At 66.5% G+C, this 26,527-nt stretch carries 23 protein-coding genes; 10 read left to right on the top strand and 13 right to left on the bottom strand.

Annotated elements, in window-relative coordinates; genetic code table 11:
- Nucleotides 1-14: 14 nt before the first annotated feature.
- Both ABQF30_RS08080 and ABQF30_RS08075 read left to right on the top strand, forming a co-directional pair.
- Entirely contained in the window at nucleotides 15-1,037 is a 1,023-nt protein-coding gene (locus tag ABQF30_RS08080; RefSeq protein WP_448462262.1) for an alpha/beta fold hydrolase, read from the top strand.
- Between the two features lie 61 nt (nucleotides 1,038-1,098).
- Nucleotides 1,099-1,785, top strand: a complete 687-nt coding sequence (locus ABQF30_RS08075; RefSeq protein ID WP_448462261.1) for a PhzF family protein — start codon at nucleotides 1,099-1,101, stop codon at nucleotides 1,783-1,785.
- A 27-nt stretch (nucleotides 1,786-1,812) separates the two neighbouring features.
- On the opposite strand, the gene nrdR is transcribed toward ABQF30_RS08075, so the two are convergent.
- Together nrdR and ABQF30_RS08065 are read right to left on the bottom strand one after the other, a co-directional pair.
- Entirely contained in the window at nucleotides 1,813-2,262 is a 450-nt protein-coding gene (gene nrdR, locus ABQF30_RS08070; RefSeq protein ID WP_448462260.1) for a transcriptional regulator NrdR, read from the bottom strand.
- Between the two features lie 161 nt (nucleotides 2,263-2,423).
- Entirely contained in the window at nucleotides 2,424-2,897 is a 474-nt protein-coding gene (locus tag ABQF30_RS08065; protein WP_448462259.1) for a LysM peptidoglycan-binding domain-containing protein, read from the bottom strand.
- A gap of 230 nt (nucleotides 2,898-3,127) precedes the next feature.
- Between ABQF30_RS08065 and lexA the strand changes: the two genes are divergently transcribed.
- Nucleotides 3,128-3,859, top strand: coding sequence for a transcriptional repressor LexA (gene lexA / locus ABQF30_RS08060; RefSeq protein WP_448462258.1), 732 nt, complete (start codon nucleotides 3,128-3,130; stop codon nucleotides 3,857-3,859).
- A gap of 4 nt (nucleotides 3,860-3,863) precedes the next feature.
- Here the strand turns inward: lexA and ABQF30_RS08055 are convergent, their stop codons facing one another.
- A complete protein-coding gene (locus tag ABQF30_RS08055; protein WP_448462257.1) occupies nucleotides 3,864-6,077 on the bottom strand; it encodes an LGFP repeat-containing protein in 2,214 nt (737 codons plus the stop codon).
- Between the two features lie 163 nt (nucleotides 6,078-6,240).
- Nucleotides 6,241-7,401 (bottom strand): acyl-CoA dehydrogenase family protein, encoded by a 1,161-nt coding sequence (locus ABQF30_RS08050; RefSeq protein WP_448462256.1) that lies wholly within the window; start codon nucleotides 7,399-7,401, stop codon nucleotides 6,241-6,243.
- 105 nt (nucleotides 7,402-7,506) lie between these two features.
- Here ABQF30_RS08050 and ABQF30_RS08045 point away from each other — a divergent pair, with 105 nt between their 5' ends.
- Both ABQF30_RS08045 and ABQF30_RS08040 read left to right on the top strand, forming a co-directional pair.
- Nucleotides 7,507-9,798 carry a molybdopterin guanine dinucleotide-containing S/N-oxide reductase gene (locus ABQF30_RS08045; RefSeq protein WP_448462255.1) on the top strand — a complete coding sequence of 764 codons (2,292 nt, stop codon included), beginning with the start codon at nucleotides 7,507-7,509 and terminating at the stop codon, nucleotides 9,796-9,798.
- 94 nt (nucleotides 9,799-9,892) lie between these two features.
- A complete protein-coding gene (locus ABQF30_RS08040; protein WP_448462254.1) occupies nucleotides 9,893-11,359 on the top strand; it encodes a PE-PPE domain-containing protein in 1,467 nt (488 codons plus the stop codon).
- 29 nt (nucleotides 11,360-11,388) lie between these two features.
- Here the strand turns inward: ABQF30_RS08040 and ABQF30_RS08035 are convergent, their stop codons facing one another.
- From ABQF30_RS08035 to ABQF30_RS08010, 6 genes are all read right to left on the bottom strand, one after another.
- Entirely contained in the window at nucleotides 11,389-13,986 is a 2,598-nt protein-coding gene (locus ABQF30_RS08035) for a CocE/NonD family hydrolase (RefSeq protein ID WP_448462253.1), read from the bottom strand.
- Nucleotides 13,987-14,116: 130 nt separating this feature from the next.
- Nucleotides 14,117-15,526, bottom strand: a complete 1,410-nt coding sequence (gene hflX / locus ABQF30_RS08030; protein WP_448462252.1) for a GTPase HflX — start codon at nucleotides 15,524-15,526, stop codon at nucleotides 14,117-14,119.
- A gap of 45 nt (nucleotides 15,527-15,571) precedes the next feature.
- Nucleotides 15,572-16,438: a diaminopimelate epimerase gene (gene dapF / locus ABQF30_RS08025; protein WP_448462251.1), complete on the bottom strand. Its 867-nt coding sequence runs from the start codon at nucleotides 16,436-16,438 to the stop codon at nucleotides 15,572-15,574.
- 4 nt (nucleotides 16,439-16,442) lie between these two features.
- On the bottom strand, nucleotides 16,443-17,357 hold the full coding sequence (gene miaA, locus ABQF30_RS08020; RefSeq protein ID WP_448462250.1) for a tRNA (adenosine(37)-N6)-dimethylallyltransferase MiaA: 915 nt from the start codon (nucleotides 17,355-17,357) through the stop codon (nucleotides 16,443-16,445).
- The gene (locus tag ABQF30_RS08015; protein ID WP_448462249.1) at nucleotides 17,354-18,076 is read right to left on the bottom strand and encodes a class III extradiol ring-cleavage dioxygenase family protein; all 723 of its coding nucleotides are present in this window, start codon (nucleotides 18,074-18,076) and stop codon (nucleotides 17,354-17,356) included. Before ABQF30_RS08015 ends, miaA begins: the two co-directional genes overlap by 4 nt.
- Before the next feature lie 9 nt (nucleotides 18,077-18,085).
- Nucleotides 18,086-18,961, bottom strand: a complete 876-nt coding sequence (locus tag ABQF30_RS08010) for a DMT family transporter (RefSeq protein WP_448462248.1) — start codon at nucleotides 18,959-18,961, stop codon at nucleotides 18,086-18,088.
- Nucleotides 18,962-19,114: 153 nt separating this feature from the next.
- On the opposite strand from ABQF30_RS08010, the gene ABQF30_RS08005 reads away from it, so the two are divergent.
- Entirely contained in the window at nucleotides 19,115-20,461 is a 1,347-nt protein-coding gene (locus tag ABQF30_RS08005) for a DUF349 domain-containing protein (RefSeq protein WP_448462247.1), read from the top strand.
- Here the strand turns inward: ABQF30_RS08005 and ABQF30_RS08000 are convergent.
- Together ABQF30_RS08000 and miaB are read right to left on the bottom strand one after the other, a co-directional pair.
- Nucleotides 20,458-21,066, bottom strand: a complete 609-nt coding sequence (locus ABQF30_RS08000; RefSeq protein ID WP_448462246.1) for an Rv2732c family membrane protein — start codon at nucleotides 21,064-21,066, stop codon at nucleotides 20,458-20,460. The genes ABQF30_RS08005 and ABQF30_RS08000 overlap by 4 nt on opposite strands.
- Nucleotides 21,054-22,610: a tRNA (N6-isopentenyl adenosine(37)-C2)-methylthiotransferase MiaB gene (miaB, locus tag ABQF30_RS07995; RefSeq protein ID WP_448463530.1), complete on the bottom strand. Its 1,557-nt coding sequence runs from the start codon at nucleotides 22,608-22,610 to the stop codon at nucleotides 21,054-21,056. Before miaB ends, ABQF30_RS08000 begins: the two co-directional genes overlap by 13 nt.
- A 157-nt stretch (nucleotides 22,611-22,767) precedes the next feature.
- Here miaB and ABQF30_RS07990 point away from each other — a divergent pair, with 157 nt between their 5' ends.
- Genes ABQF30_RS07990 through ABQF30_RS07975 form a run of 4 tightly spaced genes read left to right on the top strand, consistent with a single transcriptional unit; the run spans nucleotide 22,768 to nucleotide 25,959 of the window.
- Nucleotides 22,768-23,496 (top strand): amino acid ABC transporter ATP-binding protein, encoded by a 729-nt coding sequence (locus ABQF30_RS07990; protein WP_448463528.1) that lies wholly within the window; start codon nucleotides 22,768-22,770, stop codon nucleotides 23,494-23,496.
- Nucleotides 23,497-23,521: 25 nt separating this feature from the next.
- Entirely contained in the window at nucleotides 23,522-24,355 is an 834-nt protein-coding gene (locus ABQF30_RS07985) for a glutamate ABC transporter substrate-binding protein (protein WP_448462245.1), read from the top strand.
- Between the two features lie 21 nt (nucleotides 24,356-24,376).
- Nucleotides 24,377-25,057 carry an amino acid ABC transporter permease gene (locus ABQF30_RS07980; RefSeq protein WP_448462244.1) on the top strand — a complete coding sequence of 227 codons (681 nt, stop codon included), beginning with the start codon at nucleotides 24,377-24,379 and terminating at the stop codon, nucleotides 25,055-25,057.
- Nucleotides 25,054-25,959 carry an amino acid ABC transporter permease gene (locus ABQF30_RS07975; protein ID WP_448462243.1) on the top strand — a complete coding sequence of 302 codons (906 nt, stop codon included), beginning with the start codon at nucleotides 25,054-25,056 and terminating at the stop codon, nucleotides 25,957-25,959. Before ABQF30_RS07980 ends, ABQF30_RS07975 begins: the two co-directional genes overlap by 4 nt.
- Before the next feature lie 5 nt (nucleotides 25,960-25,964).
- Here ABQF30_RS07975 and ABQF30_RS07970 read toward each other — a convergent pair whose 3' ends face one another.
- Nucleotides 25,965-26,504, bottom strand: coding sequence for an AAA family ATPase (locus tag ABQF30_RS07970; protein WP_448462242.1), 540 nt, complete (start codon nucleotides 26,502-26,504; stop codon nucleotides 25,965-25,967).
- Nucleotides 26,505-26,527 lie beyond the last annotated feature (23 nt).

Here is a 26,527-nt window from a genome sequence, read left to right as displayed (position 1 = left end):
CGAGGTTGACGAGCATGACCGAGCGGAAACCGAATCTGCGATCCGTGCGGGAACTCGCCCCGGTACTCCAGTTCCGCACGATCCACGGGTACCGCCGCGCCTTTCGCATGGCGGGATCGGGTCCGGCGATTCTGCTGATCCACGGTATCGGCGACAACTCGACCACCTGGCACACCGTGCAGTCCGCGCTGGCGCAGCGGTTCACCGTGATCGCCCCCGACCTGCTCGGTCATGGCCGCTCGGACAAGCCGCGGGCGGACTATTCCGTCGCCGCCTACGCAAACGGTATGCGTGATCTGCTCAGCGTTCTCGACATCGACCGGGTGACCGTGATCGGTCATTCGCTCGGCGGCGGAGTGGCGATGCAATTCGCCTACCAGTTCCCCCAACTCGTCGACCGGCTGATTCTCGTCGGCGCGGGCGGTGTCACCAAAGACGTCAACGTCGCACTGCGCATTGCCTCACTGCCCATGGGCAGTGAGGCGCTCGCCCTGCTGCGATTGCCTCTGCTGTTGCCCGCGATGCAAGTGCTCGGCCGCGCCGCGGGCACCTTGTTCGGGTCGACCGGCGTCGGTCGCGACATTCCCGACATGCTGCGCATCCTGGCCGACTTGCCGGAGCCGACCGCGTCGTCGGCGTTCGCCCGCACCCTGCGGGCTGTGGTCGACTGGCGCGGCCAGGTGGTGACCATGCTGGACCGCTGTTACCTGACCGAATCCGTTCCCGTGCAATTGATCTGGGGCGCATCAGATTCAGTGATCCCAGTCGGCCACGCCAGGATGGCACACTCGGCAATGCCCGGTTCCCAGTTGGAGATCTTCGAGGGATCCGGGCATTTCCCGTTCCATGACGACCCGGACCGCTTCGTCGAGGTGGTGGAGCGGTTCATCGACTCCACCGAGCCCGCGGTCTACGATCAGGACCTCCTCCGCGACCTGCTGCGCAGCGGGATCAGGGATTCCACGATGACAGGCCCACTCGACACCCAGGTTGCCGTACTCGAAGCGATGGGCGGCGACGAGCGCAGCGCCACCTGACGGCGCACCAAACCTGCACGCTTGACCGTGGCGCCACGCCACCACGACGTAGCATCGGTCTATGGCCATCGATGTGACCGTGTTGCGTGTTTTCACCGATTCCGACGGCAAGTTCGGCAATCCACTCGGCGTAGTCGACGCCGGCACGGTGGCGCCCACCGATCGGCAGCGGATCGCCGCTGAATTAGGTTACAGCGAAACCATATTCATCGATCTGCCACAGCCGGGTGGCACCACCGCGCACGCCCACATCTTCACCCCGGCAACCGAACTTCCGTTCGCCGGGCATCCCACGGTCGGCGCATCGTGGTGGCTGCGCGAGACCGGCCTGCCGGTCAAGACGCTGCAGGTGCCCGCCGGAATCGTGCAGGTCTCCTACGACGGTGATCTCACCACGATCAGCGCCCGATCGGAGTGGGCGCCGGAACTGCAGATCCACCGACTGGACTCTGCCGAGGATGTGCTGGCAGCCGAGCTCAATGACTATGACGAAGACGTCGAGACCTACCTATGGGCGTGGATCGATCAGGACAAGGGAGTGCTGCGGTCCCGGGTGTTCGCCGCGAACCTGGGCATCGCTGAGGACGAGGCCACAGGCTCCGCTGCTGTCCGGATGACCGACTACCTGAGTCGTGACCTGACGGTCATCCAGGGCGAGGGGTCGGTGATCCACACGCAATGGAGCGCGGAAGGCTGGGTTCGAGTCGCAGGCCGCGTGGTCAGCGACGGCACCACGCAGATCGAGTGAGTCCCGGGCTCGGACGCCAGGAGGGCGCTAGCCGCGGTGCGCCCGGAGCGCCTCGATCTCGCGTTCGAAGTCCTCTGCCGACGAAAACGACCGATAGACCGACGCGAAGCGCAGGTAAGCGACCTCGTCCAGTTCGCGTAGGGGCCCCAGAATCGCCAGGCCGACCTCATGGCTCGGAATCTCTGGCGTCCCAAGCCCGCGCACGGCGTCTTCGACCTTCTGCGCCAGCATGTTCAAGGCATCGTCGTCGACCTGCCGGCCCTGACAGGCACGCCGCACGCCGCGAATCACCTTCTCCCGGCTGAACGGCTCGGTGACCCCGCTGCGCTTGACGACTGCCAGCACCGCCGTTTCCACAGTGGTGAATCGCCTGCCGCATTCCGGGCACGAGCGCCGCCGGCGGATCGCCTGGCCCTCGTCGGTCTCCCTGGAATCGACCACCCGGGAGTCGGGATGGCGGCAGAACGGACAGTGCATCACCGCTCCTTCGTCACGCCGCCAGACAACTAGTTCGAGCGCCCTTGAGCGTACCCGCGCGGCCCCCGGCCGACTCACCGCCGGGTCCGGTGACGCATACGTCACCACGCCTCCATCGAGTCGCGCTGCCCGCGAGGGTGTTTCATCGGCCATGTCGCCCGTCAGCCGACCGGAGCGACCAGCGTCTGGCCGGCGTCCACGGCCGCGGACTCGAGCTGGTTGAGGTCACGGATCTGCTGCACCACCTGGGCGACGGGAGCATCAGGCGCTACCCGCCGGGCCACCTGCTGCAAAGTTTCCCCCGACTGGACCTGCACCACGGCGAGCTCGGTCGGCATCTGCTCCGCGGAACCCATCACGCCGCCGAACTGCGCAACGAGCCCGAGCCACACCGTGATCGCGGCGGCAACCAGGGCCAACATCACCGTGGTGGCGGGCGTGATGGGACGGCGGCGATGCGACGCACGAGACATCAGCACCCCGGTTCCGTGATGGCGGACGGCGCCTCCGGCCGGCCGCACCGGACCGCCCGGCCGGTGGATCGGCCGCGCTCGGCGAGCCGGCAGGCTTTCCCGTTGCGGGGTGGTCCTGACGCTGCGGTAACGGCGTTCGGTGGGGATGTCGAGGGTGGCCATGTGACTGCCTTTCAGTCCGACGTGTTCGCTCCTGTGTTCGAATATAGTCGCTCACATGTTCGATTAATAGAACGTGTGATCGAACTGTTGCAAACGATAGAACGGGGTACCGACAAACTCCGGCCCCGCTTCATTCCGCGCTCCGACGCACTGCCGCCCCACCGACACGCGCGACACGCATGTCGAACACATGTTTGATTATTGCCGATTCGGCGACTAGATTCGGCGACATGAGCGACGACAGCAGCGACATCACGGACGGCGGTACCGACAGCCCGGCCGAGACGGCGGGCGCTGGTCGGAGCCGCGCACCCGACAGCGGCCTCACCGAGCGTCAGCGCACGATTCTCGACGTCATCCGCGCGTCAGTTTCCAGTCGCGGCTACCCGCCGAGCATCCGGGAGATCGGTGATGCTGTCGGGCTGACCTCGACGTCATCGGTGGCCCATCAGTTGCGCACGCTCGAGCGCAAGGGCTACCTGCGCCGGGATCCGAACCGACCGCGTGCCGTCGATGTGCGGACCGCCGACGATCCGGCAGTCGCGCCACTGGTGTCCACCGACGTGGCGGGGTCCGACGCGCTGCCCGAGCCCACGTTCGTCCCGGTCCTGGGCCGCATCGCCGCCGGCGGGCCGATCCTGGCCGAGGAGGCTGTCGAGGACGTCTTTCCGTTGCCCCGCGAACTCGTCGGAGAGGGTTCGCTGTTCCTGCTCAAGGTCGTCGGCGACTCGATGGTCGACGCAGCCATCTGCGATGGCGACTGGGTCGTGGTGCGTCAGCAGAATGTGGCCGACAACGGCGACATCGTCGCGGCGATGATCGACGGTGAAGCGACCGTCAAAACGTTCAAGCGCACGCGCGGTCAAGTGTGGCTCATGCCGCACAATCCCGTGTACGACCCCATTCCTGGCAATGACGCCGCAGTGCTCGGCAAGGTCGTGACCGTCATACGCAAGATCTGAGAACTCAGTCCGCGCGCACAAATCCGTTCGTCCGGGCGAATTCTTCACTGGCAAACCAGATCTCGGCGATTGCGTCGTCGTACTGGCTGCTGTCCGGCGACCAGTACAGACCGGACTTCGTATCGGCTTTGATCGGGTACCCCTGCGGAGCACGTTGCGGGTCGTCCAGAGGTAGGTGGATCGCGGTGGTGCTGGGCACCTCATCCATCTCGATCGCCGCGTGCCGACCGCTGTGGGCTTCACTGTTGCGAAGGTCCGCTTCGGTCACCACGCGAGTTGGCGCGGTGTCGACGTTGTCAGGGTTGTACTGCCCACCGAAGCCGACCGCTGTGGTGGGAGCGGTCAGTAGCTCCTGCTCCTGGCCCTCCTCGAGGTCGTCTTCATCGAGATCTGCCTCGTCGTCGAGTCGATCCTGGTCGTCGCGAACGCCGTCATCGTCGAGCTCACCGATGTCTTCGACGTCTGCATCGTCGAGGTCGTCCGCCTCGTCGTAGCTGTCGAAGTCCTCGTCATCCCTGACGGCGAGCTCGGAAGCCTCTTCGGAGGGTTCGTCCTCATCGTCGGTCGGCCTGTCGAAACCACCCGGCGCGGCCCAGCGACTCACCGGCATGGCGGCATCCGTGGGCCCGTCGAACGGTGATCCGCCGGTGGCGGCGGGTTCGGAGTACGGCTCGGTGAAACGCGTCGTGGCTTCCTCGGCGTACGCGTCGTCCTGGTAGCGGCCCGCCTCGTACCGGCCCTGCTCATAGCGGCCCTCGCCGTATTCGCGTTCGGGATACCGATCGCCCTCCAACCGATCGTCGGGCGTTTCGTCGTCATAGCGCTCGTCAAATGGATCGTGGTCGAATCCATCGCGGCCGCGACGCCGATGCCACAGCGCCGCACCGATTATCAGCGCCGCGATCAACAGCACGGGGACCAGCGCCAGTAGCCACCACCAGTTCCAGTGCCACGAGAACGGCTTTGCCTCGTCGCTCTGGGAAGCCGGCGGACCAGCGGGTGCCGGTGTCTGCTCCAACCCCGGAATCTGCAGCCCCGACAGCTCGGTGGCAAGGCTCGGTGGCTCGGTGGTGAACGTGTTGTCCGAGCGGTCCCACGAGATCGCTCCCCCACTGAACCGCTGGGTGACGACGCTTCCGTCCTCGGTCTGATCCGCCATCGGTGCGCCGAGCGTGCCATTGGCTCCGCCGAGCTTGTCCCAGGCGGCGTTCATGGCGCCGCGGACGATCACCGCGCCATAGTCGGGCGTCCAGAAGATCACCGGCTTGTCCGGAGCGGCGAAGGTGCTGATCCGGCTGTTCGGCCCCAGCCCACCCTCGGTTTCGCTGGTGGTCGGGAAGCCCAAGTCGCCCTCTGGACCGCCAACGCTCTCGTACTTTTCGAGCACCTGGCCCGTCACGACGTTCGCCCCGGTTTCCGGACTGTAGAAGATCTTGCCGCCGGCGAAGTTCTGGCCGAGGCCACCCGCGTTACCGATCGGGTACTGATCGCCCTCCTTGGCCCCGAGCGGACCCAACGGTCCCCCGGCGGAACGGCGCGCCGCGTCGATGGCCGACGCCGGATCCTCCGGGAGTTGCAGTCCGGCCAGCTGATCGACGAGTTCCGGCGGAACTGTGGTGAACGCCTTCGTCTTGCGGTTCCAGGACAGTTCACCGCCGGTGAACTTCTGCGAGATCACGTCGCCGTCGTATGACTCATCCTCGGACGGCACGCCGAGCACACCCGCGGATCCACCGACTTTGTCCCACGCCGCGTTGATGGCACCTCGCACCACCCTCGCGCCGGTATCCGGCGTCCAGAAGATCACCGGCTTGTCGGGGGCACTGAACGTTGAGTTCCGGCTGTTCGGCGCACGCCCCGGGCCCTCGTCGATGGTCGGGAATCCGAGGTCGCCGTCGGCCGGTCCGCCCAGGGACTCATATTTTTCCAGGATCGCGCCCTGGGCATAGTGGGCACCGGTGGCGGGAGTGAAGAACATCTTGCCGCCGGCGAAGTTCTGCCCGAAGCCAGGGCCTACGGCGTAAACGCCGCCCTGGCGTGGGCCGAGCGGACCGCCGTCGCCGCCGGTGCTGTTCCAGGCCGACGTGATGGCACCGTCGGCGTCGGATTCCGGACTCGCCGACGCCAGGGGCGCCAACAGACAGGCCACCGCGACCGCAAGCAGGCCGACCGTCATTCGCCGAACGGCCGCGTACAGCCTCGCTCCCGGCCTCGTCATGCGCCCTCCCGCTTTTTCGGCAAAGTTCCCCTGAAAACATCTCGCCCGACAACTTTGCGTCAGTAGGCGACGATAACCAAGGAACACGCCGATCATCGCGAAAAAACCCGCAAATAAGGCGTCCTGAGGCCCCTGGATCGGTGATCCCGACCGATTCTGGCCGCTAAACGCCCAAGCTGCGGCCGATGATCTCCTTCATTATTTCGGTGGTTCCGCCGTAAATGGTCTGCACGCGGGAGTCCAGATAGGCCCGCGCGACCGGATACTCGCGCATATAGCCGTATCCGCCATGGAGTTGCAGGCAGCGATCGATCAGTTCGACCTGCTTTTCGGTGGAGTACCACTTAGCCATCGCTGCCTGCTCGACGGTCAGTTCTTCGGTCAGGTGGAGCCGGATGAACTCGTCAACCATCATCCGCACCACCGTGGCCTCGGTCGCCAATTCGGCCAGCACGAACCTGCTGTTCTGGAAGCTGCCGATGGGCTTGCCGAAGGCCTTGCGTTCCTTGGCGTACTGCAGCGTCTGCTCCAGCACAGCCTCCATCGCCGCGGCCGCCATGATGGCGATCGAGATCCGTTCCTGCGGCAGATTCTGCATCAGGTAGACGAAACCCTGCCCCTCCTCGCCGAGCAGATTCTCGACCGGCACCTTGACATCGGTGAAGGACAGCTCCGCGGTGTCTTGGGCTTCCAGCCCGATCTTGTCGAGGTGGCGGCCGCGTTCGAAGCCCTCCATCCCGCGCTCGACGACCAAGAGACTGAACCCCAGCGCACCCTTCTCGACGTCGGTCTGGGCTACCACGATCACCAGGTCGGCGTGGATGCCGTTGGTAATGAATGTCTTCGAACCGTTGAGGATGTAGTGATCGCCGTCTTGGACCGCGCGGGTCTTGATGCCCTGCAGGTCGCTACCGGTACCCGGCTCGGTCATGGCGATCGCCGTGATCAATTCCCCGGTACAGAACTTCGGCAGCCAGCGCTGCTTCTGCTCCTCGTTGGCCAGGCGCAGCAGATAAGGCGCGACGACATCGTTGTGCAAGCTGAAGCCGAGGCCGCTGTAGCGGCCTGCCGCCGTCTCCTCGCCGAGGATGGTGTTGTAGCGGAAGTCGGGATTTCCGCCGCCGCCGTACTCCTCGGGGACTGCCATGCCGAGGAAGCCCTGCTTGCCTGCCTCGAGCCAGACGCCACGATCGACGATCTTGTCCTTTTCCCACTGCTCGTGGTCCGGCGCCACATGGCGTTCCAGGAACGCACGGTAGGACTCGCGGAACAGTTCGTGCTCAGCGTCGAAAAGGGTGCGTTGGTACTTCACGGCACCGCCCATGGTGTGACCTCCGGTACTGGGTTTCTGGATTGGGGCCAACCTATACCAACCGGATGGTTGGTCACACCGAAGGTGCGCCCAGCGCCGCGACCGTAAACTGCCCATGTGCCTCAGTTCCCCACTAGCCTCGCGCATTGGGGAGCCTTCAGCGCGGATGTGGCCGCAGGCGACATCGCCTCGGTCACCCCGCTCGCCGGCGATGCCGATCCGTCGCCGCTGTTGGGTAATCTGCCGGGCTCGATCCGGCACCGCTCACGCATCACAGGTCCTGCGGTTCGGCGCGGTTGGCTGCGCGACGGACCCGGCCCCAGTGCCGATCGCGGCGCCGACGAGTACGTCGCGGTGTCATGGGATGAGCTGACCGAATTGCTGGCGACCGAACTGCGGCGTGTCGTCGACACCTATGGCAACGAGGCGATCTACGGCGGGTCCTATGGCTGGGCCAGTGCAGGGCGCTTCCATCACGCCCAGAGCCAGGTGCATCGCTTCCTGAAAATGCTTGGCGGATATACCTTTTCCCGCCACTCGTACAGTCTCGGCGCCACCGGCGCGATCATGCCACGCGTGGTCGGAACCCATGACGACCTGTTCAAGCGGTCCACCCAGTGGGACGTCATCGTCGAACACACCGATCTGCTGGTGTGTTTCGGCGGGATCGCGCTGAAGAACACCGGAATCAACCACGGCGGCACCACCGCACACCCGACCCGCGATGCGCTGCGACGGTTCGGTGACCGCGGCGGGCAGATCGTGTCGTTCAGTCCGCTGCGCGACGACATCGACGGCGAATGTGAATGGCGGGCACCGGTTCCGGGCACCGACGTCGCGGTGATGCTCGCGCTGGCCTACGTGCTGGCCACCGAGGGATTGGCCGATCTGGACTTCCTGAACGCCTACTGCACCGGTTACGAACAGTTCGAGCACTATCTGCTGGGCCGTGACGACGGTGTCGCGAAGACGCCGCAGTGGGCGGCACAGATCAGCGGGCTGGCGGCCGACGACCTGACGGCACTGGCACGCCGGATGGCGGCATCCCGCACGATCGTCACCGTCAGCTGGTCGCTGCAGCGAATCCGGCACGGCGAGCAGGCTCCCTGGATGGGACTGACATTGGCCGCGATGCTGGGCCAGATCGGTTTGCCCGGAGGCGGTTTCGGTCACGGCTACGGGTCGATGAACGAACCCGGCCTGCCGCCGCTGCGCTGCCGGTTGCCCGCCCTCCCGCAGGGCCTCAACCCGGTGCAGACGTTCATCCCGGTCGCGGCGATCTCGGACATGCTGCTGCATCCCGGCGGGCAGTTCGACTACAACGGCCTGCGGCTGACCTACCCCGACATCAAGTGCGTGTACTGGGCCGGCGGAAATCCGTTCCATCACCACCAGAACCTGCCCCGGTTGCGTCGCGCATTGGCGCGGGTCGACACCATCGTCGTCCACGACCCGTATTGGACCGCGATGGCCAAGCACGCCGACATCGTGGTGCCGTCGACCACCGCGTACGAACGCGAGGATTTCTCCGGATCCCGCAACGACCCGCTGCTGATCGCCATGCGCGCGCTCGCCGAACCGTACGCGCAGTCCCGCGACGACTACACCACGTTCGCGGCCCTGGCCGACCGGCTCGGCTTCGGCGACCGGTTCACCGAGGGTCGCACGGCCCGGCAGTGGCTGGTCCACATGTACGAGAAATGGGCTGCCGGGCTGGATTTCGAGGTTCCCGGGTTCGACGAGTTCTGGGCCACCGGCCACGTACGGTTACCGACCGAACCCGGCCTGACACTATTCGGTGATTTCCGCGCCGACCCACAGACCCACCGCCTCGGCACGCCGAGCGGCCTCATCGAAATCTTCTCCGAAGACATCGACAGCTTCGGCTATGAAGACTGCGCCGGCCACCCCCGGTGGTACGAACCGGCCGAATGGCTGGGCGGAGACCGCGCCAGGCTCTACCCGCTGCACCTGCTGGCCAACCAGCCCGCCTCCCGGCTGCACAGTCAACTCGACAGCGGCGCAGTCAGCCAGAGCTCGAAAGTGCAAGGGCGCGAGCCGATCCGGATGCACCCGGACGACGCGTCAGCACGCGGGCTGGCCGACGGCGACGTGGTCCGGGTGTTCAACGACCGCGGGGCCTGCCTGGCCGGACTGATCGTCGACGACCGGTTGCGTCCGCAAGTGGTCCAGCTGGCGACCGGAGCGTGGTTCGACCCGGCCGATCCGACCGACCCCGATTCGATGTGCGTGCACGGCAATCCCAACGTGCTCACCGACGACGTCGGAACCTCGTCACTGGCCCGCGGCTGCACCGGTGCGCACGTGCTTGTACAGGTCGAGAAGTTCGACGGCCCGCTGCCGCCGGTGCGGGCCCACGAGCCTCCGGTGATCCACACCCAACGCTGATCTCCGCGTTTTCGCCTGAGCTCTGCACCGCGGTGCGAAGATCCGTTGGGTGCTGACGTCGGCGTCGGCGAAGGGAGATCTTCCTGTGCGAGCTATGCGTGCGGCAGTCCGACCACTATTCGTCGCCATCCTTGTGCTGGCCTCCACGATTGCGCTCGGGGCGGCGACGGCCCTGACCGCGGCCGTCGCGCTCGTGGTGGCGACGACCCCGCTGATCGTGCCCGGAACCGGGACGAAAAACCCGGCAGAGTCACAGAATTACATGGAGAACGCGGTCGCTTATTACGTCGAGACCACCGGTAGTTGTGGCGAGGAGTGTAGCTCCCCGGTCCCGGTCCCCTACATCGCCGAGTTCTGGCCGTTCCCGTTCGAGGGTTGGGGCGGCCTCCAAGGCGCGAAATGGAATGTCTCGGTGGGCAGCGGCGTCACCAGCCTCAATGAACAACTAGACCTGTTGGAACCTGGCAGTCCTGTCGCCATCCTCGGCTACTCGCAGGGCGCCACCGTCACCAGCATCGTGAAGAGCCAGCTTGCAGACGAGCACGGCGGGGTGATCCCGGATTGGATCAACTTCGTCCTGATCGGCAACCCGAACCGCCCGAACGGCGGGCTGTTCGAGCGACTGGCGGCGCTGGGCACCGTCCCGATTCTCGATGCGACGTTCGGCGAACCCACGCGGACTGACACGGCAGGCGAAGGTGTCGTGAACACCACCGACATCGCACTGCAGTACGACGGCGTCGCCGACGCCCCCAGCTGGCTGCTCAACCCGCTGGCATTGGCGAACGCTCTCGCGGGTTTCGAGTACACCCATCCCACCTATCTGGCGCCCGACGGCGACGACCTTCCGACCGAAACTCCGTACGGCTACACACCACAACAGGTACAGGCCGCGATCGCCAATGCCCAGGCGAACTGCACCGCGGCGACCCATTGCCAGCAGCATGGCGACACCCGCTACATCACCCTGCCCGCCAAGACCTTGCCGATCATGCAACCGTTCCTCGACCTCGGCGCGTCGACGGGCACCTCGGCGCTGGTGATCCCGATCGTCGACCTGGTCTCTCCGATGGCGCAGACGCTCATCGAAACCGGATACGACCGGACGGATTACGGCACGCCGACGCCGTTCCGGTTGATTCCGAGAATCGACCCGGTGAAGCTCGTCTCGGACCTGGCCAATGACATCCCGGAGGGGATCAACGCGGCACTGCGCCCGGGCCTGGATCCACTTCCCGGCTGGACCGATCCCACTGAGCCCGCCTTGCAGTCGGAGGGCCCGGAAAGTGCGGACACCACGGAAGTCGCGGTCTCCAAGAAGGTGGCCGCCAAGCCCGACCGCAAGCCGTTGACCCGGCTCAGCGTGATCGCCAGGCCTGGTGAAGACCTGGACACCCCTGATGACAGCACAGGAGATCCCGAGCGCCCATCGTTACGAAAAGCCTTGGGTATCAAGGTCCATCCGGGCCGCGACTTCGCCGAGTCGATCGACCGCACGGTACGTAGAGCACTGGACCAGAATGACCGGCGAGCAGACGCGCGGGTACCCGCAACCCGTTGATTTTGGGTACTTTTGCGTCTGCTAGCGGATTAGTTGGTGACCAACTCGTCCGCAGACTCCGAGGGCGACGCGGTGACAGGTGCGGGTGCGGCCGTCGGTAGGTCGACCTCCACCCCGGACACGTTGATCACGCCGAACTGGGTGAAGTTCAGGAACGGTGTTGCCGAGCCGACGATCTGCAGCGACAGGTCGGAATCTTCGTCCATCTGGTAAGCGATGGCCGACAGTGGAACCGTCACCGTATGTTCCGAACCGTCGAGCGTCACCGGGACGGGCGTGACGAGGTTTCCGACCACCAACCCGGTTTTGTTGTCGACGATCTGGGCGTAGACGTGGCGACTGGTGCCGATACCCGAGTAGGTCATCGTCAGCGTGGGCCGCCCCACCACATCGGTGGTCGAATCAGGCGCGGTCAACGGAACATTGATCGCATTGTCGGCCTCGGCGCCGTCGCCGAGCGAAAACGGGAAGCCCACTGCGGGTGACGGTCCCGAGCCACCGATGAACGGAATGATCGGCAGGACACCGCCAGTGGCCTGCGACGTATGAACAGGGGTCCCGTAGAACGCGGGATCGGACGGCAGCGTGTCGGAGGAGTGCATCACGCCGTTCTGGTCGACCCACTCGAATGCCGGGCCGGTATCGACGTCTTCGCCCTTGACCCAGCGATCCATCCACGCCAGGGTCGCGGTCGGCACGACAGACGGATCCCCGGGGTCAGTCAAGCAATTGCCGTGGCCACCGCAGAACCAGATCATCTTGACGGGAACCGGCTCATGCGTCGGCGTGTCGGCTGTCAGGATGGCCGCGTTGGCGATGGCTTCCTGCAGTGGGAACAACACGTCGACCGTGCCCTGGATCAGCAGGGTGGGGGCGGTGATGTTGGTGACGGTGATCGACGGGCCGCTGCTGGCGAGCAGGGCCTGCTGGTCAGGCGTGAGAAAGCCCAGGAGGCCACCGGTCAGGATCCCGGTGTAGAGCTGCGGGTTGATGTCGGCGCCCGAGGTGATCAGGCTCAGCAGGAGCAACCCGGCGTAGGCGGTTTTGAATGCCCCGTCGGGATACAGCGAGCTGTTGAGGGAGTTCCAGGCGATCGACGGTGCGATCGCGTCGATCCGGTGATCGTTTGCGGCAGTGACGAGTTGGATTCCACCACCGTAGGACGGGCCCACCATCCCGACTCGCGGGTCGAGTGCGCCGTCGAGCTGGACCGCATCCTGATCGGCCACCCAGTCGATGATTGCCGAGACGTCCCGGCCCTCGAATTGCGGATTGTTCAGTTGCAACACGCCACCGGATGCGTGCTCGCCGCGGGAATCCCAGGTGACCACGTTGTACCCATTGCTCCGGAACAGTTGCAGCGTCCCCGAATTCGGGTCGGTGTCGCCCGCGCTGGACAAACCGGCACCGCTCAGGATCGTGGGGTACAGCTTCCCCGACTGGTAGTCGCCGTCGATCGCGGGGAAGAAATTGGCGCTGATGGGCGTCCCGTCGAACGATTCCACCTTGTACGTGTAGGCGATCGGAACGTCTTCGGTGTTGACCGCCGACGGGTCGACGGTGACCGTCGCCACGGTCGCGTAGCCGATGATCGGAGACAGGACATCACCGAGGATCGGGACCCGGTGCAGCTCGATCACGACCGGCTGCACGAACGTGCCCAGCAGCGGCACCTGCTTCAAAGCCGCGATCAGCGGTGTGGTCTCGGAAACCATGACGTCGAAGGTCTCAGATCCCGAGTCGACCACTGTGGCGTACGGCAGGTACGTGAAGTTTCCGGTGGCAGCGTCGAGACGGATCTTGCCGCCCGCGCTCGGGTCATTGACCACGGTGTAGACCAGCGGATACCCGCGTTCCGACACGGCCGGCGTGTTCATTCCGGTGATGACGCCTTGAACGACCGTGAGTTCCGGTGTGTAGCTGGGGACCTGAGCTTTCGAAACACCGAGTTCGCGACGCGCCGCCGCCAACAACACCCACGACGCAGGCGAGTCGACCGGCTCATCCTCCGGTCCGGTGCGCGCGAATGGATTCAGCGTGGCGTGGACCAGGTTCGCGAAGAGGTTCGGCGCCGGCGCTGTGACCGGCTCGTCCGGCCGAGGCGTGACGACGTCTTTCGGTGGGGTCCACAGTGATCGCGATGGTGGCGAAGTCTCCTTGGCGGTGCGTCCCGCCGTCACCCGCGGACTCGAGAGCCACGCGGCCGCCCGTTCTCGCGCCTTCGCCACGATCTCGTTTGTCGCGACGGGTGGAGCCTCGGGATTCTTCGCCTTCCGTCTCACCACGGTCGTGGCATCGACCTTCATGGGCGTATCACGCTGCGCGGTCGGTTGTTCGGGCGTTCGCCCTGACGCTTTGTCGAACATCGACTTCAGGTCTTCGGCGACCTCGCGGCGGTGGGACCGGACTCTGGCCCGACGAGGCGGCTTGGCCTCCGTGGAAACGCCGGGCGAGGCTTGCGTCGAATCGGGGTTGGTCATGCCCGCCGGTGAACCGTCCTGCGCGGTGGACGACACGCCGGAACCGGTGTCAGCAGCCGCCACGCCGTGTCCCATGAAGACAGCCGTGCCTACTCCGAGGGCGACCGCAAGTCCCCCGATCCGACCGACATACCTTGCGGCACCCATGGTTTCCCCTCGCGACGTCCTTGTTTCTCGGCAGAGGGTATCGCCGGACAATGGCGCACGAAGGAAAACGCCGGAAATTGACGGCCGCTGAAATTAACTCGGTCGGGCGGCCCGTCTCACGCGCGAGGGGTTAGAAGGTGGCGTACTCGCGCAGGCTCGCAGCCAGCGGGACCGGCACCTTTGCCTTGATCCGGGTGCCGGCGGGAGTGTGCTCGGTGGCGTCCACCCGGCCGTCGGCGTGTACACGCGCCACGAGATCTCCACGGTCGTAGGGAATCGTCACGTCGACCGTGGTGTCGGTCGACTCCACCAACTCAGCCATGCGGGACCGCAGCCGGTCCAGGCCGTCTCCGGTGCGCGCCGAGACGAACACGGCGTCGGGCAGCGCGCGCCGCAGTTGAGCCAGACCGATGCCGGTTGCGGCGTCAGTCTTGTTGACCACCAACAACTCCGGCGGCGGGGCGATGTCGTATTCGGCGACGACGTCGTTGACGACGGTCCGAACCGCGTTGATCTGCGCCAGCGGGTTGACGTCGGCGCCGTCCACCACATGCAGCAGCAGATCGGCGTCGACCACCTCTTCCAGGGTGGACCGGAATGCCTCCACCAACTGAGTGGGCAGATGCCGGACGAACCCCACGGTGTCGGTCAGCACGAACGGCCGACCGTCATCGAATTCCCCACGGCGCGTTGTCGGTTCGAGCGTCGCGAACAATGCGTTCTCGACCAGTACACCGGCTCCGGTCAGGGCGTTGAGCAGGCTGGACTTGCCGGCGTTGGTGTAGCCGACGATCGCCAACGACGGGATCTCACTGCGCCGCCTGCCGCCGCGCTGCGTGTCGCGAATCTTCTTCATGTCGCGAATCTCGCGGCGCAGCTTGGCCATCCGCTCACGGATGCGGCGACGGTCGGTCTCGATCTTCGTTTCGCCGGGTCCACGGGTGCCCACGCCGCCGCCGGCGCCACCGGCGCGACCGCCGGCCTGGCGCGACATGGATTCACCCCAGCCGCGCAGCCGGGGCAGCATGTACTCCATCTGGGCCAGCGACACCTGCGCCTTGCCCTCGCGGCTGGTGGCGTGCTGGGCGAAGATGTCCAGGATCAGTGCGGTCCTGTCGATGACCTTGACCTTGACCACTTTCTCCAGTGAGTTGAGCTGGGCCGGTGACAGTTCACCGTCGCAGATCACGGTGTCTGCGCCGGTGGCCAGCACAATCTCGCGCAGCTCGATGGCCTTGCCCGAGCCGATGTAGGTCGACGGGTCGGGCTTGTCCCGGCGCTGGATGAGACCTTCGAGCACCTCGGAGCCGGCCGTCTCGGCAAGTGCTGCCAACTCGGCGAGGCTGGCGTCGGCGTCGGCTGCGGTGCCGTCTGTCCATACCCCGACGAGCACGACCCGTTCCAGTCGCAGCTGGCGGTATTCGACCTCGGAGACATCGGCGAGTTCGGTGGACAACCCGGCGACGCGGCGCAGCGAGGCGCGGTCTTCGAGGGCCATCTCGCCGGTGCTGGGGACCACAGGATGTTCTGGATATGTCATATGTACTTCCAGGTTGGCACGTCGTCGGCCCGTCGCGCACCCCAATTAGCTCTGGGCAGAGTTCCACCATTCCTCAGACAGCTCGCCGCGAGCGACGAGAACCGACGGTCCGCGCAGGTAGCTGGTGGATTCGGTGACGGTCACCGCCACCTCGCCACCGGGGATTCGCACCCGCAGTGTGCCGGTGTCAGCGCCCTCATGTGCCAGGGCCGCCAGCGCGGCGGCGACGGTGCCGGTCCCGCACGACCGGGTTTCGCCGACGCCGCGTTCGTGTACCCGCATTGAAACCGCCCCGCTGACAGGAACAGTCAACACCTCGATATTGACGCCCTCCGGGAATTGGGCGGGGTCGAAGGACACCGGCCCGGCGACGTCGAGGGCAGCGAGGTCCGCGGCGCTGATTCCGACACACGCCAAATGGGGGTTGCCGACGTCGATGGCCATCCCGGTGAAGCTGTGGCCCCCGACCACCGCCGATCCCGTGCCGAGCTGGTTGGCCTTGCCCATGTCGACGGTGACGTCGGCAGTCGTCGCATCGACCCGATTGAGGACGACGGGGCGCGGCCCGGCCAGTGAGCCGACGACGAACTCGTCGGCGGTTTCCAGCCCGGACGTGCGCAGGTAGTGCGCGAACACGCGCACCCCGTTGCCGCACATCTGGGCGATCGACCCGTCGGCGTTGCGGTAGTCCATGTACCAGTCGCCGGCCGCCACGCCGTCGGGCAGCCGGTCGAACAGACCGGCGGACAACGCGGCGCCCGCCGTCGTCACCCGCAGTACACCGTCAGCGCCAAGGCCGCGGCGGCGGTCGCACAGCGCGGCCACTGCGGCCGGCCCCAGCGACAACCGCGCGTCCAGATCGGGCAGCACCACGAAATCGTTCTGCGTGCCGTGCCCTTTAGCGAAGATCACCTGATCAGGATACGTCCCGCCATACTCGCAGAGCTTCGTCCACCAGCCCGCCGGCCGATCCGTCCAGCCACACCACCCGGTGATCGCGCCGAAACCACGAGCGTTGCCTACGCACGTAGCGGCGAGTACCGACGTACGTAGAGTGTCGAGCTTCCCGGAAATCCGGGGCTCCCCCGGCGTCGAGGTCGGCGAGTACCTGCGCATAACCCAATGCGCGCGAGGCGGTCACGCCGTCGCGTAATCCGCGGCCGATCAGCCCCCGCACCTCGTCGACCAAGCCGTCATCGAACATCTTGTCCGTCCGTTGCGCCAGGCGTACATCGAGAACTGGTGTCTCCCAATCTAATCCGATGATCGCGGTATCCCAGCGGGGAGCTCCGATGCGGGGGGCCGACGCCGCGAACGGCTGCCCGGTGAGCTCCACCACCTCGAGCGCCCGCACCACCCGCCTGCCGTCGGTGGGCAGGATCGATGCCCCGGCGGCCGGGTCCACCCGGGTCAGCTCGGCGTGCAGCGCGGCCACCCCCACCTCGGCCAGCCGCGCCTCCCATCGGGCCCGCACCGTCGCGTCGGTGGCGGGGAACGACCATTCGTCGAGCAGCGACTGGATGTAGAGCATGGAGCCGCCGACGATGACGGGGACTGCGCCGCGCGCGGCGATTGCCTCGACGTCGGCCGCTGCCGCGTGCTGGTAGCGCGCGACCGTGGCGGTCTCGGTGACCTCGAGCACGTCGAGCTGGTGATGCGGGATTCCACGGCGCTCGGCCACCGTCAGCTTGGCGGTGCCGATGTCCATGCCGCGGTAGAGCTGCATGGCGTCGGCGTTCACGATCTCCCCACCGACGCGTTCGGCGAACGCCAGCGCCAAGGCGGACTTGCCGGTGCCGGTGGGCCCGATCACGGCCAACGGCCGTGTCACGCTGTCGATCCCCCGGTCGCTTCGCTCCTGCCCGCCGGTACCCACACCCCGACGAAGTACCCGACCCCGTACGGGGCATGCCGATAGAGCTCGCGGGCCGCCTGCGGAGCCGGTTCGGCCAGCCCGGCCAGCACCTGGTAGGCCACCCGCCCCACGATCGTCTCCGGCAGCCGGGTCAGCGCCGCAGGGTCGCCGGCGGCGAGGGCGTCGTCGAGGACCTTCTGTACCGCGACGGACTCCGGGACATAACCACCCGGGGCCGCTGGAGCGAGCGTGTTCGCGCCGTCGGCGACGACGAGAACGCCGACGGCCTCGGTCGATGCGTCGATCTCGGCCCGCAACTGCCGGCCGTGGGCGACTGCGGTGTCGACTGGGCATGCGTCGGCGTACATCCGAACCTCGGCGCTGGCGTCCGGATCGGTCTGTCCCCGGATCCAGCCCGCGATGAGCGCACACAACGGCAGTTCGGTCCGTGCGCCCGATGCCTGCGGGCCCAATGCGACCGGAACGTCGACGCCATAGCCGGCGAACGTGCCCGACCGGTCCGCGCCGAACATCGCGTCGGCTTTCCCGGCGCCGACGGCAAGCCAGCGCGCCGGCATGACATCTGCCGCCGCGAGCACAGCACCGCGCAGCTCGGACATCTCCGCGGCGGCTGCGCCCATCAGTTCGGGCACGATGAGCGGTGCCGCGGGGACGATGGCGATGGCGCTGAGCACTTCACCAAACTAGTGGGCCGGCGATGCGGATTGTTCGCTGACGGCTTCGCCCCGCGCGAGAGCCACGGCGGCCACCACCATCGCGGCGATGGCGACGATCAGCAGCACATCACCGACTGCGCCCGGCCGAAGGGTTTCGCCGAGCACCACGACGCCGAGCACCGATGCGACGATCGGTTCGGTGACCGTCATGGTCGGCAGCGATGCGGTCAGCGCACCGGCCCGGAACGAGGACTGCTGCATAGCGGTCCCTGCGATCCCAACCAGAGCCCACGCGTACAGCTCGGGAGTGGCCAGCAGCGCCCACAGCCCGGCGTCCAGACGGTCCACCACACCCTTCGTCAACACCGCGAACGCACCCCACAAAGCGCCCGAGACCACGGCGAGCAGCGCGGCGCTCACCGGGCCGGACAAGATGCGCGCGCCCACGAGGCAGAGCACCAGAGCCGGGCCCAGCACCGCGACCACGAGCGTCCAGGCCTCCAGCGGCGCCCGGGCATAGCCCTCGGTCGGGTTGCCGACGGTCACGATGACCGCGACAGACCCGGCCAGCAGTGCCGCCCAGAGCCACTCCCAGCGGGTGACCCGACGATGCGTCAGCCGGGCGTTGATCGGGAGCGCGAACAGCAGCGAGGTGACCATCAGGGCCTGGACCAACAACACCGATCCCAGGCCGAGGGCGGCGGCTTGCAGGGCGAAGCCACCCGCTGCCACCAGGCTGCCCAGCCACCACTGACGGTCCCGCAGCAGGCGCGCGAAGAGGCCCAGATGACCGACCGGCTCGTCGGTCACCTCATGCGCGGAACGCTGGTGAATGACGTCACCGAGCGCGATGAACAATGCGGCGGCTAGTGCGAGCAGGGCGGCGATATCGGCCTTGGCCACCGGTGTCCTCCAGAGTTTGTGGAGCCATTGAGCCTAAAGCCATGCGCACGGCTCAGCACGACCTGCTTGAATAGCGGTCGAAGCTGACAGCAATCGGGCGCCGCGTCGCGCGGCAGATGCGTGGGTCAACCGCGCGGAGTACGAGGAGCGGATATGACAACCAGTGAGCCAGGCCCGACCACGCCCAAGCCAACCCCCCGACCCGCGCCCGGCCCAATCCCCAGGCCAGGGCCGCCCCGACCCGTTCCCCATCCCGGCCGGGCGGCCGCACCGGTGGTTACGGTGGCGCCGAGCAGCGATCCGCACCGCTTCGGCCGGGTCGACCCCGACGGCACGGTATGGCTGATCACCGGATCCGGCGAGCGCGTCATCGGCTCCTGGCAGGCCGGTGACACCGAATCCGCGTACGCACACTTCGGCCGCCGTTTCGATGATCTGCACACCGAGGTGGCGCTTCTGGAGCATCGGCTGACCTCGGGCACCGGCGACGCCAGAAAGATCAAGGCAGCCGCCGCGGCGCTGGCTGAGACCCTGCCCACCGCAGCGGTTCTCGGTGATATCGATGCGTTGGGTGCGCGGCTGTCGACGATCCTGGAACACGCCGACGAGGCAGCCAAGACTGAACGTGCGCAGCGCGAGGAACACCGCGCCGCGCAGACCGCGCGCAAGGAAGCGCTCGCCGCCGAGGCCGAAGATCTCGCCGCCAACGCCACCCAGTGGAAAGCCGCCGGGGACCGGCTGCGGGAGATTCTCGACGAGTGGCGCACCATCACCGGGCTGGACCGCAAGGTCGACGACGCGCTGTGGAAGCGCTACTCCGCGGCCCGCGAAACCTTCAACCGCCGCCGAGGTTCCCATTTCGCCGAGTTGGACCGCAGTCGGGTCGGCGCCCGGCAGGCCAAGGAGACGCTGTGCGAGCGCGCCGAGGAACTGGCCGGTTCCACCGACTGGGGCGCCACCGGCGCCGCCTTCCGTGACCTGCTGACCGAGTGGAAAGCAGTGGGCCGGGCGGCCAAGGACGTCGACGACGCACTGTGGCAGCGGTTCAAGGCTGCACAGGACACGTTCTTCTCGGCCCGCAACGCCGCTCACGCCGAACGCGACGCCGAGTTCAAGGCGAACGCCGAAGCCAAGGAAGCGCTGCTGGCCGAGGCCGAGAAGATCGACCCGTCCGACCCCGACACGGCGCGCGCCGCACTACGTGCCATCGGCGACAAGTGGGATGCGATCGGCAAGGTGCCCCGCGAGCGCGCCGCCGAGCTGGAACGCCGGCTGCGGACCGTGGAGAAGAAGATCCGCGACGCCCCGACGACCGGCGTCGACCCCGAGGCCCAAGCCCGCGCCGATCAGTTCCGGGCCCGTGCCGAGCAGTTCGAACGCCAAGCCGAGAAGGCCGCCGCAGCGGGCCGGACCAAGGATGCCGAGGCCGCCAAGGCCAGCGCTGAGCAGTGGCGGCAGTGGGCCGACGCGGCCGCGGAGTCGTTGGGTAAGCGCCGCTAAGGCTGATCCGGTTGGTCCGGATCCTTATCGGTCGTGTTCTTGTTGATGTCGTCGAGCAGGCCGCGCTGCTGATCCTGCGCGGCAGCCCGGCGGCGTTGCTCCTCGGCTGCCAACTGAACCGCGGTGCGCGACCACACCACCCGGGCCCAGTGGAAGGTCAGCACGATCACCGCGATCCACGCGATGATCAGGCCGATCCCCGGGCCGGGATACGGAGCCGGGGCGGTCTGCCGTGACCACACCGCCAGCATGCCGAGCACGCTGGCCACCGCCGACCCCGCCAGCGCCACCCATGCAACCGCCCAGCGGCGGGTCAGCAGCGCGAGCGTCGAGAACCCGACCGAGAACACCAGGGCCAGCCAGGTGAACACCCGTGACGGCAGCGACACCCCGTCACGGACCGCGGCGGCGTCACCGACCAACACGTCAAAACCCTTGCTGGCGCCGGTGTGCGGCAACACGAAGGTCAGCAGCATCACGAACACCAGGGCCGCGACCACCATGGCGCGCGCCCCCGGGTCGAACTCTCGGGCCATTTTGCGCTCGACGGCGTCGAGATCACCCTTGAACTGGTCGAAGTCTCCTTCGGTGCTCAACAGCCACACCCTTCTGACGACGGTGGCTGGATCGGCGCACCGATCTGCGGCATCCCGAGGCCGACGCCGGTACGCGGACGCTGTCCGGCCGCATGTGCATCGCCGGCTCGGGTGCGGCGATGCTGTGCCACTGCGGCGTCGGCGATCAGATGGTGCGGTGCGGCACCGGTGACGGTCGTCGTGACGATGTCGCCTGGACGGATGCGCTCCGCGTCCGGGCCGGGGCTGAAGTGCACCAGCCGGCCGTCCCGCGCCCGCCCGGACATCCGGGCGGTGCTCGCGTCCTTGCGGCCCTCGCCGGTGGCGACGAGCAGTTCGACCACACGCCCCACCTGAGCCTGGTTCTCCTCTAGGGAGATGCGTTCCTGCAGGTCGACGAGGCGCTGATAACGTTCGGAGACAACAGCTTTCGGCAATTGATCGGCCATGTCGGCAGCGGGGGTGCCGGGCCGCTTGGAGTACTGGAAGGTGAACGCGCTGGCGAACCGCGACTGCTCGACGACATCGAGGGTTGCCTGGAAGTCCTCCTCGGTTTCACCGGGGAATCCGACGATGATGTCGGTGGTGATGGCTGCGTGCGGGATTGCGGCCCGGACCTTCTCGATGATGCCGAGGTAGCGGTCGGCGCGGTAGGACCGCCGCATCGCCTTGAGGATGCGATCGGATCCTGACTGCAGCGGCATGTGCAGTGTCGGGCACACGTTGGGTGTCGCGGCCATCGCCTCGATCACATCGTCGGTGAACTCGGCCGGGTGCGGTGAGGTGAACCGGACCCTTTCGAGCCCGTCGATGCCGCCGCAGGCGCGCAGAAGCTTGGCGAAGGCGCTGCGATCACGGGGCAAGTTGGGCGGTGCTGTCGGGTCCTCGCGCAAGCGCTCGTCCGAAAAGGACACGCCGTAGGCGTTGACGTTCTGCCCCAGCAGCGTGACCTCGAGCACACCCTGGTCCACCAGCGTCTGCACCTCCGCCAGGATGTCGCCGGGCCTGCGGTCGACCTCCTTGCCGCGCAACGCGGGGACGATGCAGAACGTGCAGGTGTTGTTGCAACCCACAGAGATGGAAACCCATGCGGCATAGGATGATTCACGCGATGCCGGCAGGGTCGAGGGAAACTCCTGAAGCGCCTCCACGATCTCGACCTGGGCTTCGCGGTTGTGGCGGGCACGGTCCAGCAGGGTGGGCAGCGAGCCGATGTTGTGGGTGCCGAACACCACGTCCACCCACGGTGCGCGGCGCAACACCGCGTCGCGATCCTTCTGCGCCAGGCAACCGCCCACGGCGATCTGCATGTTCGGATCGGCCTGCTTGCGCGGCGCGAGGTGGCTGAGGTTGCCGTAGAGCTTGTTGTCGGCGTTCTCGCGTACGGCGCAGGTGTTGAACACCACGATGTCGGCGTCCGCACCCTCGGCGGCCCGCCGGTAGCCGACCGCCTCCAGCAGCCCGGACAGGCGCTCGGAGTCGTGCACGTTCATCTGGCAGCCGTAGGTGCGGACCTGATAGGTGCGTGTGCCGAAACCAGCGGCGTCGTGCGCCGCCACGTCCCGGGTCACCATCGAAGTCACGGACCCATGGTACGGACGCGTGGCAGACGTTAACCGGGCGGATTCACAAGATGCGGGCACGCTGAGCGTTCCCTGGGTAAGGTCTGCAGCCATGGGAAGCCCCGGCGCGCAGCCGCAGGTCGAGGATCCGGCGCCAACGGACGCGCCGATGATTTCACTCAAGGGAGTCGACAAGCACTTCGGATCCCTCCATGTGCTCAAGGACATCAATCTCGACGTAGGTCGTGGCCAGGTGGTCGTGGTGCTGGGTCCGTCGGGCTCGGGCAAATCGACGTTGTGCCGCACCATCAATCGGCTGGAACCCATCGACTCGGGCACGATTTCGGTTGACGGCGAAGTGTTGCCGGCCGAGGGCCGCAAGCTGGCCCAGTTGCGCTCCGACGTCGGGATGGTGTTCCAGTCCTTCAACCTGTTCGCGCACAAGACGATCCTGGATAACGTCACGCTCGCGCCGATGAAAGTGCGCAGGAAATCCAGGGCCGAGGCCCGCAAACGAGCCATGGAACTGCTGGAGCGGGTAGGCATCGCCAACCAGGCCGACAAGTATCCGGCGCAGCTCTCGGGTGGTCAGCAGCAGCGTGTGGCGATCGCCCGGTCCTTGGCCATGGACCCCAAGGTGATGCTGTTCGACGAGCCGACCAGCGCACTGGACCCGGAGATGATCAACGAGGTACTGGAAGTGATGACCTCGCTGGCCGGCGAAGGCATGACGATGGTCGTGATCACCCACGAGATGGGCTTCGCCCGCCGGGCGTCCGACCGCGTGGTTTTCATGTCCGACGGCGCCATCGTCGAGGATGCCGAACCCGCCGAATTCTTCGACAACCCGAAATCCGATCGCGCCAAAGATTTTCTCGGCAAGATTCTCCATCACTAACGCTCCGGTGAAAGGAACCAAAAATATGGCGTCCAAGCCTTTACGTCCGATGCGGGTGGTCGGCGCTCTCGCGCTCGCCATCGCACTACCGCTCACTGCCATTGCCTGCGGCGGCGGGGGTGGTGGTGGCGACGAGGGCAACAAGATCGTCATCGGTACGAAGTACGACCAGCCCGGGCTCGGGTTGAAGAATCCCGACGGCACCATGTCCGGTTTCGATGTCGACGTCGCGACCTACGTCGCCGGTGAGCTCGGTTACACCCCCGAGAACATCGAGTGGAAAGAGGCTCCGTCAGGCCAGCGCGAGACATTGATTCAGAACGATCAGGTCGAGCTCATCGCCGCCACGTACTCGATCACCGATGCACGCAAGGAGAAGGTCGACTTCGCCGGACCGTACCTTGTCACCGGTCAGAGCCTGCTGGTCCGCCAGGACAACACCGACATCACCGGTGCGGCTTCGCTGCAGAACAACAAGAAACTGTGCTCGGTGTCCGGTTCGACACCGGCGCAGCGCATCAAGGATGAGTATCCCGGTGTGCAGCTGCAGCAGTACGACACGTACTCGGCGTGCATTGAGGCACTCAAGAACGGCGCGGTGGACGCGCTGACCACCGACGAGGTGATTCTGGCCGGCTACGCGGCGCAGACCCCGGGCGCGTTCAAGATCGTTGGCGAAACCTTCTCCGAAGAGAGGTACGGCATCGGCTTGAAGAAGGGCGACACCGAGCTGCTCAACAAAGTCAACGATGCGCTTGAGAAAATGTTCTCCAGCGGCGCCTGGAAAGAGGCGTTCGACAAGAACCTCGGACCGGCAGGAATCCAGGCACCGACGCCGCCCTCCATCGACCGCTCCTGAGTCGGAGGCATAGCTCCGGCCGTGGAGATCTTCAACGAGTACCGCGACCAGATCTTCGCGGCATTCTGGACGACGGTCCAACTGACGGTGTATTCCGCAGTGGGAGCGCTCATCCTCGGTACGGCGCTGGGCGCAATGCGCCTGGCGCCGGTACCGATGTTCAACTGGATCGGGACGACCTACGTCAACGTGGTGCGCAATACCCCGCTCACATTGATCATCCTGTTCTGCTCGTTCGGGTTGTCGCAGACGCTGGGCATCACGCTGGTCGATCCACAGTCGGTGACGTCGATCGAGGACAGCAACTTCCGGTTGGCGGTGCTGGGTTTGACCGTCTACACCGCCGCATTCGTGTGTGAGACCGTTCGCTCGGGGGTGAACACGGTGCCGCTAGGGCAGGCTGAAGCGGCGCGGTCGCTGGGCCTGACGTTCGGGCAGAATCTACGAATCATCCTGCTACCGCAGGCTTTTCGTTCAGTGATCATTCCACTCGGATCGGTACTCATCGCGTTGACGAAGAACACCACGATCGCCTCGGCGATCGGTGTCGCCGAGGCGGCGCTGCTGATGAAGGAGATGACCGAGAACACCGCGGCCATACTGATGGTCGGCACGATATTCGCCCTCGGATTCGTCGTCCTGACGTTGCCAACGGGGTTGTTCTTCGCGTGGCTGGGTAGGCGTTTGGCGGTGGCGAGGTGAGTTCTGCATCGGTGCTCTACGACGCCCCGGGGCCGCGGGCGCGGGCCCGAAACCGGGTCTTCAATCTCGTTGCCGCGCTGCTCATCGCGCTGGCGATCTGGGTGGTGTACTCCCGGCTGAACGCAAAGGGTCAGCTGACCGCCGAGAAGTGGGAACCGTTCCTGACGTCGAATCTGTGGACGACCTACGTGTTGCCCGGCGTGCAGGGCACGCTGACCGCTGCCGCCGTGTCGATCGTGCTGGCGCTGGCGTTGGGCCTGGTCCTCGGCGTGGGACGGATGTCCACGCATGCCATTGTGCGCTGGGTCTGTTCGGTCATCGTCGAGTTCTTCCGTGCGGTGCCAGTGCTGATCATGATGCTCTTCGCGTACTCCCTGTACGCCATCTACGACGTCTTCCCGTCCAAACATCTGGCGCTGGCCGGCGTCATCACTGGTCTGACGCTGTACAACGGTGCGGTCATCGCCGAGATCGTCCGGGCCGGAGTCAATGCCCTGCCCCGCGGGCAGTCGGAGGCGGCGTCCGCGCTCGGTTTGCGCTCGGGCCAGACGATGCGGTCGATCCTGCTGCCGCAGGCGATCACATCGATGTTGCCGGTGCTGATATCGCAGCTGGTGGTGGTCCTCAAAGACTCCGCGATCGGCTACATCATCACGTTCGTCGAGATGGTCCGACAGGGTGTCCAGCTGGGCGCCGCGTACGGAAACCTCCTGCCCGCCCTGATCGTCATCGCGATCCTGATGATCAGCGTCAACTTCGCCCTGTCCGCATTCGCCACCTGGCTGGAACGCAGGATGCGCCGATCCAAACGTGGGCCGGCACCGCTGGAGGCCGAGGCCGTCGAACAGGAAGGTGCGCCGGGCGCTCAAGTGCTGCACGCGCAGCGGGATCAAGACGCTTAACGCGCTCAGGTCAGGCGGTAGCGGCCCGAGGAGATCGCCCGCCGAACCGTCTCGGCAGTCGCGGCCGCATCGAGGCTGCAGTTGTCGATGACGTGACTCTCCAATTCACCGAGTTCGGTGAACGCACGGTGCAAGCCGGTGATGGCGTCGGGGTCCTTCAGATCGTCGCCACTGCGAGCCTGTGCGCGTTGCAGCGCCGTTTCTACAGGCGGCCGCAACACGATGTACGACAACACCAGTCCGGCCTTCGCCGCAAGATTTTGGAACGGCGCCAGGAACCACGGCCCGACGATTCCGTCGACAACCACATCGAACCCACCGCGGGTGTACGCCTCGACCGCACCCACGATCGCATCGATGACCACTTCGTTCTGACCATGTGCCTCAGGCAGATACGGCGGGATGTATCCGGCGCGGATGGCACGGTAGAACTGGTCGGTCGTCAGGTGCACGGTCGGCTTGGCCGGTGCACTGGCGACGAGTTCGGCAATGGTCGTCTTCCCCGCACCGGGCGGGCCGGTCAGGATGATCAATTCGCCGTTCATGCTCACGAACGTAACGCCGGCCA

The organism is Mycolicibacterium sp. XJ870, from assembly GCF_053483975.1.
The sequence above is the reverse complement of the archived record's forward strand: the minus strand, read 5'-3'. Positions and strand labels throughout refer to the sequence as shown.

Excerpts from the sequence above, each read along its gene's own strand:
- ABQF30_RS08080 (WP_448462262.1), top strand. The coding sequence starts at position 15 with ATGACCGAGCGGAAACCGAATCTGCGATCCGTGCGGGAACTCGCCCCG.
- ABQF30_RS08040 (WP_448462254.1), top strand. The coding sequence starts at position 9,893 with ATGCGTGCGGCAGTCCGACCACTATTCGTCGCCATCCTTGTGCTGGCC.
- ABQF30_RS08065 (WP_448462259.1), bottom strand. The coding sequence starts at position 2,897 with ATGGCCACCCTCGACATCCCCACCGAACGCCGTTACCGCAGCGTCAGG.
- hflX (WP_448462252.1), bottom strand. The coding sequence starts at position 15,526 with ATGACATATCCAGAACATCCTGTGGTCCCCAGCACCGGCGAGATGGCC.
- ABQF30_RS07985 (WP_448462245.1), top strand. The coding sequence starts at position 23,522 with ATGGCGTCCAAGCCTTTACGTCCGATGCGGGTGGTCGGCGCTCTCGCG.
- miaB (WP_448463530.1), bottom strand. The coding sequence starts at position 22,610 with ATGGTGACCCGGGACGTGGCGGCGCACGACGCCGCTGGTTTCGGCACA.
- ABQF30_RS08055 (WP_448462257.1), bottom strand. The coding sequence starts at position 6,077 with ATGACGAGGCCGGGAGCGAGGCTGTACGCGGCCGTTCGGCGAATGACG.
- ABQF30_RS08005 (WP_448462247.1), top strand. The coding sequence starts at position 19,115 with ATGACAACCAGTGAGCCAGGCCCGACCACGCCCAAGCCAACCCCCCGA.
- ABQF30_RS07970 (WP_448462242.1), bottom strand. The coding sequence starts at position 26,504 with ATGAACGGCGAATTGATCATCCTGACCGGCCCGCCCGGTGCGGGGAAG.
- ABQF30_RS08035 (WP_448462253.1), bottom strand. The coding sequence starts at position 13,986 with ATGGGTGCCGCAAGGTATGTCGGTCGGATCGGGGGACTTGCGGTCGCC.
- lexA (WP_448462258.1), top strand. The coding sequence starts at position 3,128 with ATGAGCGACGACAGCAGCGACATCACGGACGGCGGTACCGACAGCCCG.
- ABQF30_RS08075 (WP_448462261.1), top strand. The coding sequence starts at position 1,099 with ATGGCCATCGATGTGACCGTGTTGCGTGTTTTCACCGATTCCGACGGC.
- nrdR (WP_448462260.1), bottom strand. The coding sequence starts at position 2,262 with ATGCACTGTCCGTTCTGCCGCCATCCCGACTCCCGGGTGGTCGATTCC.
- ABQF30_RS08050 (WP_448462256.1), bottom strand. The coding sequence starts at position 7,401 with ATGGGCGGTGCCGTGAAGTACCAACGCACCCTTTTCGACGCTGAGCAC.
- ABQF30_RS07990 (WP_448463528.1), top strand. The coding sequence starts at position 22,768 with ATGATTTCACTCAAGGGAGTCGACAAGCACTTCGGATCCCTCCATGTG.